At 76.1% G+C, this 16,024-nt stretch carries 9 protein-coding genes and 1 pseudogene; 3 read left to right on the forward strand and 7 right to left on the reverse strand.

What is annotated here, in order from left to right:
- Positions 1–25: 25 nt before the first annotated feature.
- Together ACH443_RS15560 and ACH443_RS15565 are read right to left on the reverse strand one after the other, a co-directional pair.
- A complete protein-coding gene (locus ACH443_RS15560; protein WP_430590796.1) occupies positions 26–1,264 on the reverse strand; it encodes a UDP-N-acetylmuramate dehydrogenase in 1,239 nt (412 codons plus the stop codon).
- Positions 1,261–2,601: pseudogene (locus tag ACH443_RS15565) on the reverse strand (MFS transporter); the annotation flags it as partial. The pseudogene ACH443_RS15565 and the gene ACH443_RS15560, both read right to left, overlap by 4 nt.
- 35 nt (positions 2,602–2,636) lie before the next feature.
- Here ACH443_RS15565 and ACH443_RS15570 point away from each other — a divergent pair.
- The gene (locus ACH443_RS15570; RefSeq protein WP_429764829.1) at positions 2,637–3,773 is read left to right on the forward strand and encodes a LacI family DNA-binding transcriptional regulator; all 1,137 of its coding nucleotides are present in this window, start codon (positions 2,637–2,639) and stop codon (positions 3,771–3,773) included.
- A gap of 52 nt (positions 3,774–3,825) precedes the next feature.
- On the opposite strand, the gene ACH443_RS15575 is transcribed toward ACH443_RS15570, so the two are convergent.
- The 5 genes from ACH443_RS15575 to ACH443_RS15595 are packed head-to-tail and all read right to left on the reverse strand — an operon-like array spanning position 3,826 to position 12,095.
- Entirely contained in the window at positions 3,826–4,500 is a 675-nt protein-coding gene (locus tag ACH443_RS15575) for a GNAT family N-acetyltransferase (protein ID WP_430590797.1), read from the reverse strand.
- A complete protein-coding gene (locus ACH443_RS15580; protein ID WP_430590798.1) occupies positions 4,497–6,635 on the reverse strand; it encodes a penicillin acylase family protein in 2,139 nt (712 codons plus the stop codon). Before ACH443_RS15580 ends, ACH443_RS15575 begins: the two co-directional genes overlap by 4 nt.
- Positions 6,632–9,127 carry a GNAT family N-acetyltransferase gene (locus ACH443_RS15585; RefSeq protein WP_430590799.1) on the reverse strand — a complete coding sequence of 832 codons (2,496 nt, stop codon included), beginning with the start codon at positions 9,125–9,127 and terminating at the stop codon, positions 6,632–6,634. The genes ACH443_RS15580 and ACH443_RS15585 overlap by 4 nt, the downstream gene beginning before the upstream one ends.
- Positions 9,124–10,521 carry a lysine N(6)-hydroxylase/L-ornithine N(5)-oxygenase family protein gene (locus tag ACH443_RS15590; RefSeq protein ID WP_430557971.1) on the reverse strand — a complete coding sequence of 466 codons (1,398 nt, stop codon included), beginning with the start codon at positions 10,519–10,521 and terminating at the stop codon, positions 9,124–9,126. The genes ACH443_RS15585 and ACH443_RS15590 overlap by 4 nt, the downstream gene beginning before the upstream one ends.
- The gene (locus tag ACH443_RS15595) at positions 10,518–12,095 is read right to left on the reverse strand and encodes a pyridoxal phosphate-dependent decarboxylase family protein (protein ID WP_430590800.1); all 1,578 of its coding nucleotides are present in this window, start codon (positions 12,093–12,095) and stop codon (positions 10,518–10,520) included. Before ACH443_RS15595 ends, ACH443_RS15590 begins: the two co-directional genes overlap by 4 nt.
- A 198-nt stretch (positions 12,096–12,293) precedes the next feature.
- Between ACH443_RS15595 and ACH443_RS15600 the strand changes: the two genes are divergently transcribed.
- Positions 12,294–14,363, forward strand: coding sequence for a HelD family protein (locus ACH443_RS15600; RefSeq protein WP_430590801.1), 2,070 nt, complete (start codon positions 12,294–12,296; stop codon positions 14,361–14,363).
- A 167-nt stretch (positions 14,364–14,530) separates the two neighbouring features.
- Complete coding sequence (locus tag ACH443_RS15605) at positions 14,531–15,850, forward strand: C39 family peptidase (protein WP_430590802.1); 1,320 nt, start codon at positions 14,531–14,533, stop codon at positions 15,848–15,850.
- Positions 15,851–16,024: the final 174 nt, after the last annotated feature.

Below are 16,024 nucleotides of genomic sequence, written 5' to 3' on the forward strand. Positions count from 1 at the left end.
CCTCGGCCCTGCCGCTCACCACGCGTCAGAGGGCGGTGCCGACCAGGACCGGCTCGGGCTCGAGCTCGATGCCGAAGGCGTCGCGGACGCCGTCGCGCACGGTGCGGGCGAGGGCCACGACGTCGGCCGCCGTCGCACCTCCGCGGTTGGTCAGCGCGAGGGTGTGGCGCGTCGACAGGCGCGCCGGGCTGTGCTCGCCCGCGAGCCCGAAGCCCTTGGTGAACCCGGCGTGCTCGATGAGCCAGGCGGCGCTCGTCTTCACGAGCGTCGGGTCGACGACGCCGAGGCTCGGGCTCACGGTGGACTCCGGCGTCGCGGAGCGGACGGCGAAGCGCGGCGCGTCCTCGGGCAGCTCGTCCGCCGCGTCGGCCGGCAGCACCGGGTTGGTGAAGAAGGAGCCCGCCGACCAGCGGTCGTGGTCGCCGAGCGGCGCCCCGCCCACGCCGTCCAGCAGCATGCCCTTGCCGCCGCGCAGCTCCAGCACGGCCTCGCGCACCTCGGCCGAGGGCGCCCGCTGCCCCACCTCGACGCCGAGGCGCCGGGCGAGCTCGCCGTAGCCGACGGGCGCCGACAGGCTGCCGAGCCGCATCTGCAGGTTCACCTCGAGCACCACGTACCGCGGCGTGGGGTACCAGGGCGCGCCCGGGTCGTCCGGGTCGCCCGACCGCATCGTCCGCTTGAGCAGCGACGTGCGGTACCCGAAGCCCAGCTCGCTGAGCGTGAAGGTCCTGCGGCTGCCGGTAGCGCGGTCCCAGGTGACCACCGACGCGACGACGCCGGACACCTCCTGGCCGTACGCGCCGATGTTCTGCACGGGCGCGGCGCCGACGGTGCCGGGGATGCCGGACAGCGCCTCGACCCCCACCCACTCGTTCGCCACGGCCTGGGCCACGAAGGAGTCCCAGTCCTGGCCGGCGGGCAGGCGCAGGCTCGCGCCCCCGCACGCGCCGTCCGTGCCGCACGAGTCCTCGAGGTCCGCGTCGAGGCCCTGGCGCACGTCGCGCACGACGACGCCGGCGAACCCCTCGTCCGCGACCAGCAGGTTGGAGCCGCCGCCGATCACCAGCAGCGGCCTGTCGGCGTCGTCCGCGGCGCGCACCGCGTCGATTAGCTCGGCCTCGGACTCCGCCTCGACGTACTCGTCGACCGGCCCGCCGACGCGCAGCGTCGTGAGCTCGGAGAGCGCCGGGGCGGCCGTGTCGCGCCCGTCGCGCTCATGGGCGGGCTCGTCGGCGGACGGCGTGTTCAGGGTCGACAGGCTCACTCGCCCAGCGTACGCGCCGGCTCGGGAGCGGCCGGCAGGGGCCTCGCGGCCCCTGCGACCAGCAGGCCGACGGCCACCGGCACCGCCAGCACCAGCAGGGCGTCGCGGTAGCCGACGTGCTCGGCGAGGAAGCCGATGAGCGCCGGGCCGACGAAGAACGCCGAGTACCCGATGGTCGAGACGACGGAGACGCGCAGGGCGGCCTTGCGCGGGTCGTCCGAGGCGGCGGACATGCCGAGCGGGAAGCCGAGCGAGGCGCCGGCGCCCCAGACCGCGACGCCGACCAGCGCGACCCACAGCGTCGGCACGAGCGCGAAGACGACGACGCCCACGAGGGCGGCCGCGCCGCACACGCGCAGCATGGTCACGCGGCCGTAGCGGTCGATGAGCGACGTGCCCGCCAGCCGGGCGAGCGTCATCGCGCACAGGAAGACGGCCAGCCCGATCGCCCCGACGGAGTCGTCGGTGCCGAACCCGTCGACGACCGCGAGGCTCACCCAGTCGTTGGCGGCGCCCTCGGTGAGCGCGGCGGCGAGCACGACCAGCCCGACGAGCAGCGTGCGCGACTCGCGCCAGGTGGCGAGGGTGTCGCGCAGGGTGTGTCCGGTGCCGGTGTCCACGGCGGTGGCCGGGTCCGCCTGCGCGTCCGCCGCGCCCCCGGCCGTGCCGGCAGCGGCGTCCGCCGTCGGCTCGAAGAAGCGCACGCAGGCCACGACGACGATCAGGTCGATCACCATCACGGTGATGACGTGCCCCGGCAGCGAGGCGCCGGCGTGCGCCGCGAGGGCGCCGATGCCCGCGCCCGCGACCGTGCCGAGCGAGAAGCCGGCGTGGAAGCGCGGCATGACCGACCTCCCCAGCCGCTGCTCGACGACGGCGCCCTCGAGGTTCATCGCGGCGTCCCAGATGCCCACGCCCATGCCGCCGACGAAGAGGCCGACCCGCACCAGCATCGGGTGGTCGCCGTCGACCGCGAGGGTGGCGACGGCGAAGCCCGCGGCCGCCAGCGCGGCGAACGACACGCAGGTGCGACCGGCGCCGACGCGCGAGGCGATCATGCCGGACAGCGGCAGCGCGACGAGCGACCCGATCGCGCCGGTGAGCAGCAGCACACCCATCTCGGCCTCGGAGAAGCCGAGGCCGTCGCGCACCGCGGGGATCCGGGAGGCCCACGTGGCCATGCCGATCCCGGCGACGACGAAGACCGCGAAGACGGCCCAGGCGGCGCGCACGGCGTGCGCGGGCGGCCGGGTGGGGAGTTCGGTGCTCACGGTCCGACGCTTCCCGAATCCGCCACGCGGGTCAAATCGATTCGAGCGCGCGCTGGTCAGCGCGGGTAGGCTTCGCCCCGGACCTCGCCGGAAGGAGCCCCATGGGCCGCAGCAACGCCCGACCGACCCTCGCGCGGGTGGCCGAGCTCGCGGGCGTCTCGGTCTCCACCGCGTCCCTGGCGTTCTCGGGCGCGGGACCGATCACGGCCGAGACGCGCGACAAGGTGCTCGCCGCCGCCGCCGAGCTGGGCTACTCCGGCCCCAACCCGCTCGGCCGGCAGCTGCGCTCGGGCCGCTCCGGCATCGTGGGCGTCGTCCTCGGCGACCAGCCCGGCCGCGCGTTCCGCGACCCGGTGGCGGTCAAGGTGCTCGACGGCCTCGTGGACGTGCTCGGCGCCGAGGGCCTGGGCGTGCTGCTCATCCCCGGCGTGCGCGCGGTCCCCGGGCCGCGGGTCGACGGCGAGGAGACGGCGCCCGTGCCCGCCGTCGACCCCCTGCTGGAGTCCGCCGCCATGGACGTGGCCGTGCTCGTGTGGGGCGTGCTCACCGACGACGCGACGCTCGCGGCCCTGCGTCGCCGCGACGTCCCCGTCGTGGTCGGCGAGGGCGGCCGCGTCGACGGCGCACCGCTCGTGGCCCTGGACGACCGGGCGGGCACGGCCCTGGCCGTGCGCCACCTCCAGGAGCTGGGGCACACCCGCATCGCGGAGATCACGCTCCCCCTCGACGCCGCGGAGCGGTCCGGCCCGATCGACGCGGCCCGCCTCGCCCAGGCCGACCGCACGTCGACGCGGCACCGCCTCGCGGGCGTGCGGGACGCGGTCGAGCCCGTCATCTCGTGGGAGACGCCCGCGTCCCTCGTGGAGCACGGTCGCGACGCCGCCACGGAGATCCTCGGGGCATGGGTGCCGGAGACGGAGCGGCCGACGGCGATCGTCGCCCACTCGGACCTGCTCGCCGCGGGCGCCGTCATCGCGGCCCGCGAGCTCGGGCTGCGCGTGCCCGACGACGTCTCGGTCGCCGGCTTCGACGGGATCGACCTGCCGTGGCTCTCCCCCGACGTGCTCACCAGCGTGCACCAGCCGCTGCAGGCCAAGGGCGCCGCGCTCGGCCGAGCCGTCCTGGGCGTGCTGGCCGGTGAGGAGCCCACCTGCACGACGCTGCCCGTCGAGCTCGTGCCCGGCACCACGACCGGGCCCGTGCCCGACGTCGTCCGCCCCGCCGACGCGCAGGCCTGACCACTCTCCGCCTCACGTCGACACCGTCGAGCCTCGTCGACGTGAACGGGCCTCAGCGTCCGGCGGTGCGGAACCGCCCGGCGACGATCGCCTCCGCGCGCTCGCGCTCGCAGAACGCCAGCACCGCCTCCTTCGGCCCCTGCGGGGACTCGAAGCGCACGGTGCCCGCGGCCTCGAAGCCGAACGCCGCCATGCGGGCGACCGCGGACCGGTTGCGGGCGTCCGGCTCGCCGACCAGCCGCCGCGTGCCCGGGCGGGTGAACGCGAAGGCGAGCACGGCGGGGCCGACCACGGCCCAGGGCGCGACGCCGTAGCGGGCGGCCGGGCCGTCGCCGCCCTTGAAGAAGTGCATCCCCAGGTCGCCGGGGAGCGCGTCGTAGGCCGTCGAGACCGGGTCGTCCTCCGGGTGGTACAGCTGCACCAGGACGACCGGCTCGCCGTCCCAGCGCACCAGGTAGGCGTGGTGCGTGGGCAGGGAGTCGACGAACGCGTACGTGTCGCCCAGGTCCTCGCGGCTCAGGCCCGCCAGCCCCCAGAACCCGGCGTGCGGGCGGTTGACCCACTCGTGCAGCACGTCGAGGTCGGCGACCGGGTCCAGCACGTGCGCCGTGACGGTACCCGCGCCCGGGACGTCGGCGCGCCACACCTCCGCGCCGCGCGCTCCGGACAGCAGTCGGTCGGACGTCGCGGGCTCGGGCGGGGAATCGGACAGGGGCTCGGTCGTCATCGGTCCTCCGGGGGTCGTCGGGTCGGCAGGTGCCCGGGGCGCAGCCGCGCCCAGTCGGTCTCGATCGGGACGGTGCGGGCGTCGGCCCACGCCGGATGCTGGTCGGCGAAGTGCGGCGAGCGCGGGTCGCCGGAGGCGCCGAACGGCACGCCCCAGCGGCTGCGGCGGCGGTCGCCCAGGTCCCACACCCAGCGGGCGACCGACCCGTGCAGGACGGCGTGAGTCACGCCGGGCACGCCTGCCGTGCAGCGGACGGCGTCGCCCGCCCCACCCAGCGGCCGCGCCTGCTCCGCCGGCACCGCGGGCACCGCCGCGCCGGGGACCAGGCCCAGCGCGTGCAGCGGGGCCAGGCGGTGCAGGTCGCCCCAGGTCTCGCGGGCGGCTTCGGGCGGGTCGGGGAGCGGGTCGGTGCGCCCGTCGACGTCCGCGAGCGCCTCCCCGGCCAGGCGCCGACCGTCGACGACCCCCGAGGCGAGGATCGGCGCGAGCGCGTCACCCACGCGCGCGACGACGTCCAGCCACGGCGCGAAGACCTCCGGCAGGCCGTGCGGGGCGTGCAGCGGGGCGAGGGCCGGGGCGGCCGCCACGCGGCGCACCAGCGCGTGCCGCCAGCGGGCGAACAGCGCGGCGTCCGGGGAGCCGGCGTCCATCCGCGCGCCCGCCGCGGCCCAGGCGCGCAGCCGGTCCGCGGGGCCCTGGGTCCCGACCGGTTCGACCGACGGAAGCCAGGCGACGAGCTCCGCCGCGCCACCGTCGCGCGTGTCGGCGAGCACGCGGTCCTGGTCCTCGGCCGTCTCCCCGCCGGGCGGCGGGTCGGCGAGCAGTGCCCGCACGCGCGCGGCGCGGTGCGGGGCGTAGGCATGGCCCAGGTCGTGCTCCGGCCGGGCCGGGCGGTGGTTGGCGTCCACGGCGACGTCGGCCACGACCGCGGGCGCGGGCAGCCGTCGCCACCCCGGCTCGTCGCGACGGGTCGCCGGGACGACGCGTCCCGACGGCGGCACGTCCGGCACCAGACCGGCGGTCAGGCGCAGCACCTCGCCGGCCGAGTCGGCGGTGAGGACCCGGTCCACGGGGTCGACCCACCCGGCGAACGCGGCGGCGACGTCGCGCGCCGTCCGCGCGCGCTGGAGCGCGCGCCAGGCGGCCACCCCGGCGTCCGCCGTCATGCGCACGGGCCAGCGCAGGCTGTGCCGGTCGGTGACGAGCGGGCCGCGGGCCGTCTCCGCCCACCGCACGACGACGGGTGCCCCGCCGCGCACGGGCACGGCCTCGGATCCCTGCGCGACCACCCGTGCGCCGGCCGCGGCGGCGTCGACCCCTTCCGCGACCAGCGCGACGTGGTGCGCCATCGCGTTCGTGACGCCCCACGCGACCGCGCCCACCGGCGTCTCGGCGTGCCCGAAGTGCAGCACGCCCGGGACGCCGGGGAACGCCAGCCCGACGACGTCGTGCCCCGGGCGCGCGAGCCGGACCTGCTGGTAGACCCCGGGCAGCTCGAGGAGCCGGTGCGGGTCGCCGGCGAGCAGCGGAGCGCCGGACGCCGTCCGCGACCCGGGCAGCGCCCACGCGTTGGAGCCCGACGACGGGCCACCGCCCCCGCCGTCGCGCGCGCCCCACCACCCGACGACCGCGTCGCCGAGGGTCGGGCCGAGCGTGCGCGCCACGTGCTCGCGCCACAGCAGGTGCGGGAAGCCGCTGAACAGCACGTGGTGCACCAGGAAGGTGCCGATCGGGGTCCAGGGCAGCCAGGGCTCGTCGTCGGGGAGCGGGGCACCGCCGAAGGCCCGCGCCAGCTCCGCCCGCTCGATGGCGTCCCGGCCGCCGGCGTCGAGCCCGTCCCGCACGCCGTCGGCGTACGCGGCGAGCCACACCCGCTCGGGCTCCGCGAGCGCCTCCCAGACCCGGCGGGTGGTGTCCGCGAGGCGCACCCGGACGGCGAACCGGTCCCACTCGAGCCCGGCCGGGCCGACCCGCGCCGCGAGCCGGCCGTCGCCGTACCAGCGGTCGACCTCGAGCTGCCAGCCTCGGTCGAGCGCGGTGACGTAGCCCTGCCCGTACGCCAGGTCCGCCTCCGAGCCCGCCCGCACGTGCGGCACCCCGAGGTCGTCGCGGAACAGCTCGAAGGGTCGGGTCACGGGACGTCCGGGCGGGCGACGGGGTTGGCCATCGTCCCTGCGTACAGCAGCGAGGCGGACTGGTCGGTGAGGTCGACCATCTGCAGCGTGTTGCGCAGCTGCAGCCGGTTGAGGCACGAGTGCGCGAACCGCGGCACCCGCAGGTCGACGCCCCGCCCGCCGCGCGGGGCGAGGTCCGGGTGCTCGGTGGCGTGCCGGTCCACGACGTCGGCCACCACGGCCCAGAACCGGTCCTCGGCGAGCACGCCGTCCACCGCGAGGACGCCCGCGAGGTGGCGCAGCACGCCGTCGAACACGTCGGTGAAGATCGCGAGCGCCTTCTCGTCGTCGTCCACGACCGACTGCACGCGCTCGACGCCGGAGGGCAGGGCACGCTCGCCGAGGACCGCGATCTCCTCCCCGATGTCCTTCATGAACACCCGCCGCACCACGCCGTCGCGCAGCACGAGCACGAGGTTCTCGCCGTGCGGCATGAACGCCAGGTCGTGCGCGCGCAGGCAGTGCACCAGCGGGTACAGGTAGGCGTCGAGGTAGGCGCGCAGCCACGCCTCGGGCGCGATCCCCGACTCCCGGGCGAGGGCGGTGGCGAGCGACCGCCCGGAGGCGTCGCGGTGCAGCAGGCTCGCCATGGTGGCCAGCCGCTCCCCCGGCGCGGTGCGCGGCACCGGCGACTCCCGCCAGAGCGCCGCGAGCATCTTGCGGTGCGCGCTGGGTCGGGCGGTGCGGTGGTAGACGTCGCCGGTGTACCCGATGGACGCGCGCTCGCGCAGGACGGCGAACCCGGCGTCGCGCAGCGTGGGGTCGCCCTCGACGACGCCCGCCACCCAGTCGTTGATCTCCGGCGTGCCGCGCATGTACGCCGGGGAGAGGCCGCGCAGGAAGCCCATGTTCTGGATCGCGAGCGCCACCTTGACGTAGTGCCGCTCCGGCCGCGTCCGGTTGAACATCGTCCGGATCGACTGCTGCGGCTGGTACTCGTCGGCGCCCGCGCCCAGGGGCACGAGGTCGCCGCGCGCGACGTCGGCGGCGAACGTGATCGGCACGCGGTGCTGCCACTGCCACGGGTGCACCGGCAGGTACAGGTACTCGGCGGGGTCCAGCCCTCGCGCGGTCAGCCGGTCGGCGAACGCGGCGCGCTCGGCGCCCGAGAGCTCGTCGCCGTAGAGCGCCTGCTCGGTGAGGCCGGCACCGACCGCGAGGTGGGAGTGCTCGCGACGCGCCGCCAGCCACGTCAGGCGCAGCCGCTCACCGCGCTCAGGCGCGTAGGCGCGGTAGTCGTCGAGGGAGAACCCGATGCGGCCGTTGTTCGCGAGGAAGCCGGGGTGCCCCTCGGTCATCGCCGCCTCGGCGGCCTGGAACGCCTCGGCGCGACGCCGGTCCTCGTCGCCGTCGTCGACCTGCTCGGGGGCGAGGGCGGACAGCAGCTCCGGGACCTGCGGCGACGTGCCGTCCAGCTCCCGCTCCCGCTTGGCGCACGCCGCGGCGAGGGTCGACGACAGCTCCTCGAGGTAGGTCGCCACGAGGTCGTCCGGGATCTGCAGCAGCGGCTGCAGCTCGGCCACCAGCTCCAGGGCGTCCACGGGCAGCTCGACGTCGGCCGTCCCCGTCGTGGCCGTGCGCGTGATCGATGCCGGGTCCACCACCCAGTGCTCCAGCGCGAACGTGCGCGCCGCGAACCGGTACGTCACGCCGTCGAGCGTCAGCACGTACGGCCCGGCGTCGTCCGCCGGATCGTGGTGAGCCGGCTCGGGCTCCGGGCGGAAGAGCCGCTCGTGCGCGAGCTCCGCGAGCGCCTTGGCGGCGAGGTGACGGTGGGCGTGCTCGGCGAGGTCGGGGCGCAGGTGCGGCGCGAGGCGCGCGCCGGCGGCGCGCCCGGCGAGGGCGCCGAGCGGCGAGGCCGCGAAGTCCTCCCGCGTGCAGACGCTCAGCGCCGCGCGCTTGGTGTGCCCGCACTCGTCGAGCTCCACCTCGCGCAGCATGCGGAACCCGGCCGCTGCGTTCTTCGCGCCGATCGCGCGGTTGCGCACGTCCGGCTCGACGACGACGCGCGCGCCCCCGCAGCCCTCCGCCGTCAGGCAGAAGCGCACGACGGCGGCCATCACCGCGTCGGTGAACCCCGGCGCGCGGTCGGCCGGGTCCTCGGGCGGGGGCGCCACGAGCAGGTGCATGCCGACGTCGCCGGGCGCGGCGTCGTGCACGCCGACGAGCAGCACGCGGGCCGGGTCGTAGGTCTCGGTGTAGAACGCGGGGACGCCGTCGACCCGCCCGAGCCAGCCGTCCTGGTCCGGGTGGTCGGCGACGCCGGCGAGGTAGTCCCGGACGTCCACGGCGCCCAGGTGCCCCATCTGCCAGAACGCGGACGCCGGGTGGGACAGCCATCCGTGCACGGTCGCGGCGTCGCGCGCCGGGTCGACCGGTTCGAGGGTGACGGCGTCCGGAGAGGTCCGGGTCGCGGCGACGGGCCGGAGGCCGGACTCGGCGACGGCGGTCATCGGGCCACCCCCTGCACCGCGGCGGCCGCTGCCGGGCTCGGCACGGGTTCGCCGCCCGGCAGCCCGAACGTCTGGAACGCGATGCGCCGCTCGATCGCGTACGGCTCGCGGCCGGTGACCTGCGCCAGGATCACCGAGTTCCGCCAGGCGGCGAAGCCCAGGTCGGGGGCGGTGACGCCGTGGGTGTGCGCCTCCGTGCCACCCACGTGGAGGCGCCCGCCCGCGCCCGCGGTGTAGTCGCGGGCCACGTCCACGCGCCCGAGCTCGTCGAGGTCGACCAGACCGGGCGCCACGAAGCCCGGCACGCCCGACCCGTACCCGGTGGCGGCGACGACGGCCCGCGTGCGGTGCTCCGCCACCCGGCCGAGCTGGCCGTGCCGCAGGGTGAGCACGTACTCCCCCGCGCGGTCGGCGCCGTCGGGCTCGTAGCGCGCCGCGACCACCTCCGTGTCCGACAGCAGGGTGGTCGGCACCTCCCGCCCGAGGGCGGACTTGCGGTAGAGCGTGTCGTAGATGTCGTCCACGAGGTCGCCGCTGATCCCCTTGTACAGCGCGCGCTGCTCGCGGCCGAGGATCTCGCGCAGCTCGGTGGGCAGCGCCCGGTAGTGGTCGGTGTACTCCGGCGACGTCATCTCGAGGGTGAGCTTCGTGTACTCCATCGGGAAGAATCGCGTCGAGCGCGTCACCCAGTCCACGCGGTGCGCGCCGGGCGCGGCGTCCTCGAGCAGGTCGCGGTACACCTCCGCCGCCGACTGCCCCGACCCGACGACGGTCACCGCACCGGTCGCGGCGAGCGCGTCGCGGTGCGGCAGGTAGTCGGCGCTGTGCACCACCGGGCCGGCGCCCGGGTGCCGGCCTGCCTCGGCGGCCAGGGCGGCGAGCGGCGCCGGGAGCTGCGGCGTCGTCCCGACGCCCAGGACGACGTGGCGCGCCCGGTACGTCTCGGTCGTCCCGTCGGCCAGGCGGGCGGTCACCACCAGGTCCCCGGACTCCTCGTCCCGGGACACCGCCGTGACGTCGCGGCCCCAGCGCAGGGTGGTGAGACGGTCGGCCGCCCAGCGGCAGTACTCGTCGTACTCGGCGCGCAGCGGGTAGAAGGACTCGCGGATGTAGAACGGGTAGAGCCGGCCCGTGTCCTTGAGGAACGCGAGGAACGAGAACGGCGACGTCGGGTCCGCCATCGTCACCAGGTCGGCGAGGAACGGCACCTGGATGGTGGCGCCCTCGAGCATCATGCCCGGGTGCCAGGAGAACCCGTCGCGCCGGTCGAGGAACACCGCGTCGACGTCGTCGAGCGGGTCGGCGAGCGCGGCGAGACCCAGGTTGAACGGCCCGATGCCGACGCCCAGGACGTCGTGGGTGCGCTCGGGGGCGGAGTCGGTGGTGCGGGTCATCGGGCGACCTCCTCGAGGGCGGGGTCGGCGGGCACGGCGGTCGCCCGCTGCAGGCGCGGGTGGGCGCCGCGGCACGGCGGCGCGTCCAGGTCGAGCAGCTCCTCGCCGGCGAGCAGCCCGTGCGCCGTGGCGCGGACCAGGTCGAGCACGCCCCGGACGTCGTCGAGCGTCGCGTCCGGGTTGAGGAGCGTGAGCTTGAGGCACGGACGACCGTCCACCACCGTCTTCGCGACGAGCGCACGGCCGGAGTCGAACAGCACGCGCCGCACGCGCGGCACGAGGGCGTCCGCCTGCGCGTCGTCGACGCCGTCGGGCTGGTAGCGGAACAGCACGGTGGACAGGTCGGTCGGGGCGAGGAGCCGCAGCTCGGGGTCGCCGGCGAGGTCGGCGTGCACGGCGGCGGCGAGGTCGCAGACGGCGTCGACCATCGCGCCGATCCCGTCGGCGCCGACGGCGCGCAGGGTGGCCCACAGCTTGAGCGCGTCGAACCGGCGCGTGGTCTGCAGCGACCGGTCGACGAGGTTGAGGTCGGGATTCGGCTCCCCCGCCTCCTCGGCGGGGTTGAGGTAGTCCGCGTGCCACGCGGCGCGCGCGAGGTCCGCGGCCTCGCGGACGAGGAGGGCGCTGGAGGAGACCGGCTGGAAGAACGTCTTGTGGAAGTCGACCGTGACGCTGCGCGCCCGCTCGACGCCGTCCAGCAGGTGGCGGCGGCGCGGCGAGACCAGCAGCCCGCCGCCGTACGCGGCGTCGACGTGCAGCCATGCCCCGACGGCGTCGCAGAGGTCCGCGACCGGGGCGACCGGGTCGACGCAGCCGCGGTCGGTGGTCCCCGCGGTGACGACGACGGCCATGACGACGTCGCCCGCCCGCTCGACGTCGACCAGGGCCCGGGCCAGCGCGGCGGGGTCGAGGCGGCCGTCGGCGTCGGTGCCGACACCGATCACGGCGTCGTCGTCGAGACCGAGGAGCAGCGCGGAGCGGGCCACGGAGAAGTGCCCGGCGGTCGTGGCGAGCACCCGCAGCCGGCCGAGGCGCTCGCGCCGCGCCGCGCCGCCGAGCCGGGCGCCGTCGGGCCCGGTGAGCGCGGCCTCGCGCGCCAGGTGCAGCGCCTGGAGGTTGGACTGCGTGCCGCCCGAGGTGAAGACCCCGTCGCTCCCGGCCGGGAAGCCGATGCGGCCGGCGGTCCACTCGACGAGGCGCTGCTCCATGAGGGTCGCGACCGTCGACTGGTCGTAGGTGTCGACGGACGTGTTGATCGCGGCGAGCATCGCCTCCGCTCCGACGGCCGGGAGCGCCACCGGGCAGTTGAGGTGCGCCGTGTACGCGGGGTGGTGGAACCAGACGGCGTGCGAGGCGTAGAGGTCGGCGCTCTCGCGCAGCGCCTCGGGCGTCCCGACCGGGGGCCCGTCGAGGTCGACGGCGTCGACGAGGGCCTGCAGCTCGCGGCGGCTGGCGCCGCAGAACGGCTGCCGGACGGTCTCGAAGCGGGCGGCCACGTCGTCCACGACGGCGTGCAGCGCGCCGGCGTAGTCGGCCGCGGTCGCGGCTCCCAGCAGGGCGGAGGACTTCGTCACAGGTCTCCTCGATCGGTCGAAGTGAGGTCAGCCTGGCCTAACTTAGGGTCGCCTCGCTCCGATGCCAACCGCTGGGACGCAGATCACATCCCTCGGCCGGCGTCGATCCAGCGGAGCGCCCGCCCACGGGCGCGTTGCCCCGGCGGGCCCGACCGGGTAATGTCCTGCGGCTCCCACCCGCCGCCCTGGAGGTCAGCCGTGCCCGCCGTGCCCCCTGCCGAGCTCGACCGGGAGCGGGCACACCTGCAGCGGGCGCGCGAGGAGCTCGCCCGGATGCGCGAGCGCACGGCGGGGCTGACCGCCCACGCCGGCGACCGCATCAGCGCCGAGGTGCTCGAGGCCACGCTGGCCCGCCGCCTGGCCCAGCTCGCCGACGACCCCCACGTGCCCCTCTTCTTCGGCCGGCTCGACCACGACGAGCCGGCCGGTGGCGAGGTCTTCCACGTCGGGCGGCGGCACGTGTCCGACACCGCCGGGGACCCGCTGGTCGTGGACTGGCGCGCCCCGGTGAGCGCCGCGTTCTACCGCGCCACCCGGGACGACCCGATGGGGGTCGCCACCCGGCGCCGGTACGGCTTCGCACGCGGCGTGCTCACCGGGTTCGAGGACGAGGTGCTGTCCGGCGCGAGCGCGGGCGCTACCGCGGCCGAGCACTCGGAGATCCTTGAACAGGAGATCGAGCGCCCGCGCACCGGGCCGATGCGAGACATCGTCGCGACGATCCAGCCCGAGCAGGACGTCATCGTCCGCAGCGACCTCGACCGCACCGTCGTCGTGCAGGGCGCGCCCGGCACGGGGAAGACGGCCGTGGGCCTGCACCGCGCGGCCTACCTGCTGTACGCGCACCGGGAGCAGGTCACGCGGCGCGGCATGACCGTCGTCGGACCGAACTCGAGCTTCCTGCGCTACATCCGGGACGTGCTGCCCGCCCTCGGCGAGGTCGACGCCACGCAGACGACGGTCGAGGAGCTCGTCGCGGCGCACGGCCGCCGGCGCGGTACCGAGACTGCCGAGGTCGCCCGCCTCAAGGGCGACGCCCGCATGGCGCAGGTGCTGCGCCGAGCCGTGTGGTCGCACCTGGGCGAGCCCGCGGAGGCGCTCGTCCTGCCGCGCGGCTCCCGCCGCTGGCGCGTGCCCGCGCACGAGGCCCGCGACGCCGTCGCGCACGTGGTGGGCCGCGACCTGCGCTACGACGCCGGACGCGAGCAGCTCCGGTACGCGCTGGCGCACCGGATCCTGCAGCAGATCGAGGCGGCCGGCGACGCGCTCGACGACCGCGCCTGGGACGTCCTCGCGCGCACCAAGCCCGTGAAGGACTACGCCGCGGCGCTCTGGCCGGTCCTCACGCCCGCCCGGCTGCTGCACCGACTGCTGGGCGACCCGGACTTCCTCGCCGCGACGGCCGACGGACTCCTCACCCCGACCGAGCAGCAGCAGCTCACCTGGGCCGCACCGCCCCGGAGCGTGGGGGCGGCGCGATGGACGCTCGCCGACCTCGTGCTGCTCGACGAGCTCGCCGACCTGCTGGAGCGGGCGCCGTCGGTGGCGCACGTCGTCGTCGACGAGGCCCAGGACCTGTCCCCCATGATGCTGCGCGCCCTCGGGCGCCGGGCCCGCACCGGCTCGCTCACGGTGCTCGGCGACCTCGCCCAGGCGACCACGCCGTGGGCCGTGCGCTCCTGGACGGACGCCCTCGCTCACCTCGGCAAGCCCGACGCGCACGTCGAGCAGCTCACCGCGGGGTTCCGCGTGCCCGGCGACGTCATCGAGTACGCGGCGCGCCTCCTGCCGACGATCGCGCCCACGCTCGCGCCACCCGTGGCCGTGCGGCGGGCCCGCGGCGAGCTGCTGCTCACCACGGCGCCGACCGAGGAGCTGGTGCGGGCCGCCCTCGCGCGGGAGGGCTCGGTGGGCCTGATCGTGCCGGACGCCGGCGTGGCCGCCGCGCGCAGACGGCTCCAGGCGGCCGGGCTGGAGCTCGCCGTCGTCGGCGAGGAGGACCTCACGGCGGAGGTCGCTGACAGCGCCGACGGTGCCGAGGGCGCCGACCGTGCCACCGAGTTCGACGCACGGCTCGACCTGGTCCCCGCGTCCCTGGCCAAGGGTCTGGAGTACGACCACGTCGTCCTCGACGACCCGGCGGGGATCGTGGCCGGCGAGACCGACCGCGGGTCCGGGCTGCGGCGCCTGTACGTGTGCCTGACCCGGGCGGTGACATCGCTCGCGGTGCGGCACGACGACGACGTGCCCGCCGAGCTGGCCGCCTGACCGCACCCCGCCACCTCCCCCGCCCTCGGGCCATGGGCCACGGCCCCGCGCAAGGTCGTGACACACGCCACAGTTTCTGGGAAAGTCTTTGCCAACGGGCGGAGGGGACCGTCCCACGCCCCCGTCCCTGGGGAGGGACCGTGACAGGCATGGTGCGGAGGACCTGGATGAGAGCGACGACGGCGGCCCTGGCAGCGGGGGCGGTGATCGCACCGACGGCGGGAGCCGCCGGTGCCGCGCCGCCGGACGACACCGCGACGTCGGGCAACAAGATCACCACGACCCACTGGCAGGGCATCGACGACCTGCGGCACGGCGAGTGGGAGAACCTGCGCCCCGGGGCGCGCGGCACCCTGGGGATCCGCGCCGCCGGCGGGCCCACCACGGCGTACACCGACCCGTTCGGCGACGGCAGCGCGGTGGACTACGAGACGGGGACGTGGACGTCGCCGGTCGTCGAGACCGGGTACGCCGTCGACGAGTCCCTGACCTCCTGGAACGCCACCACCCCGACGGGCACGTGGGTGGAGGTCGAGTTCCGCGGGCGCAAGGCCGACGGCGCGTGGACCAAGTGGTTCGTCATGGGCCGCTGGGCGTCCGGCGCCGATTTCGCGCCCGAGGACGGCTCGGTGGGCGACATCCACCGCACGTCGCTGAACGGCCAGAACGACGCCGACGCCGCCCTGTACACCGACACGTTCGTGGCCCGCACGGGCCACGAACCCGAGGCCTTCCAGACCCGCGTCACGCTCTACCGGCCGGCCGGGTCGACGGCGACCCCGCGACTGTCGGGCGTGACGACGATGACCAACGAGTACCTGCCCGACTCCGCGTACACCGGCACCAGCGACTTCACGCTCGGCCGCGCGGTCGAGCTCGACGTGCCCGGCTACTCGCAGCTGATCCACATCGGCGAGTACCCCGAGTTCGGGGGCGGCGGCCAGGTGTGGTGCTCGCCGACGTCGACCACGATGATCCAGTACTCGTACGGCAAGAAGTACCGGGTGCCCGCCGACCGGCTCGAGGGCATCGTCGCCCCGAACGGCGACCCGCAGGTGGCGCACGCCGCCATCAACGCGTGGGACTACACCTACGAGGGCGCGGGCAACTGGCCGTTCAACACGGCGTACGCGCACGAGTACGGCCTGGAGACGTTCGTGACGCGGCTGCGCTCCCTGGCCGAGGCGGAGCGGTTCATCGCCGCGGGCATCCCGCTGGTCGTCTCGATCAACTTCGCGAAGGAGGAGATGCCCGAGGCGGGCTACGGCACCGACGGCCACCTGGTGACCATCGTGGGCTTCACCGCCGACGGCGACCCGGTCATCAACGACCCCAACAAGGCGACCGACGCCGACGTGCGCAACGTCTACACCCGCGAGAACTTCGAGCGCGTGTGGCAGACGTCCACCGACGGCATCGCGTACGTCATCCACCCGCACGACGTGAAGCTGCCCCGCAACGTCCCCGGGGCCACACCCAACTGGTGACCCCGGGAGACAGAGAGGCCGGATCCGCGAGATAGAGAAGGGATCCCGCCGAGATAGAGAGGGGGGGGGGGGCGGGGCCCCCCCCCCCGGCGCCGTAAGGGGGGGGGGCCGACGGGCAAGGGAGGGGGGCGGTGCGGCGGCGCCCCCCCGCCCGCCGCCGCGGGGACACAGCCG

The organism is Isoptericola sp. NPDC019571, assembly GCF_044389385.1.
Lineage (GTDB): Bacteria > Actinomycetota > Actinomycetes > Actinomycetales > Cellulomonadaceae > Isoptericola > Isoptericola nanjingensis.

Bases quoted from the DNA above. Each gene is read 5' to 3' on its own strand.
- ACH443_RS15585 (WP_430590799.1), bottom strand. From the start codon at position 9,127: ATGACCGCCGTCGCCGAGTCCGGCCTCCGGCCCGTCGCCGCGACCCGG.
- ACH443_RS15570 (WP_429764829.1), top strand. From the start codon at position 2,637: ATGGGCCGCAGCAACGCCCGACCGACCCTCGCGCGGGTGGCCGAGCTC.
- ACH443_RS15605 (WP_430590802.1), top strand. From the start codon at position 14,531: ATGAGAGCGACGACGGCGGCCCTGGCAGCGGGGGCGGTGATCGCACCG.
- ACH443_RS15590 (WP_430557971.1), bottom strand. From the start codon at position 10,521: ATGACCCGCACCACCGACTCCGCCCCCGAGCGCACCCACGACGTCCTG.
- ACH443_RS15575 (WP_430590797.1), bottom strand. From the start codon at position 4,500: ATGACGACCGAGCCCCTGTCCGATTCCCCGCCCGAGCCCGCGACGTCC.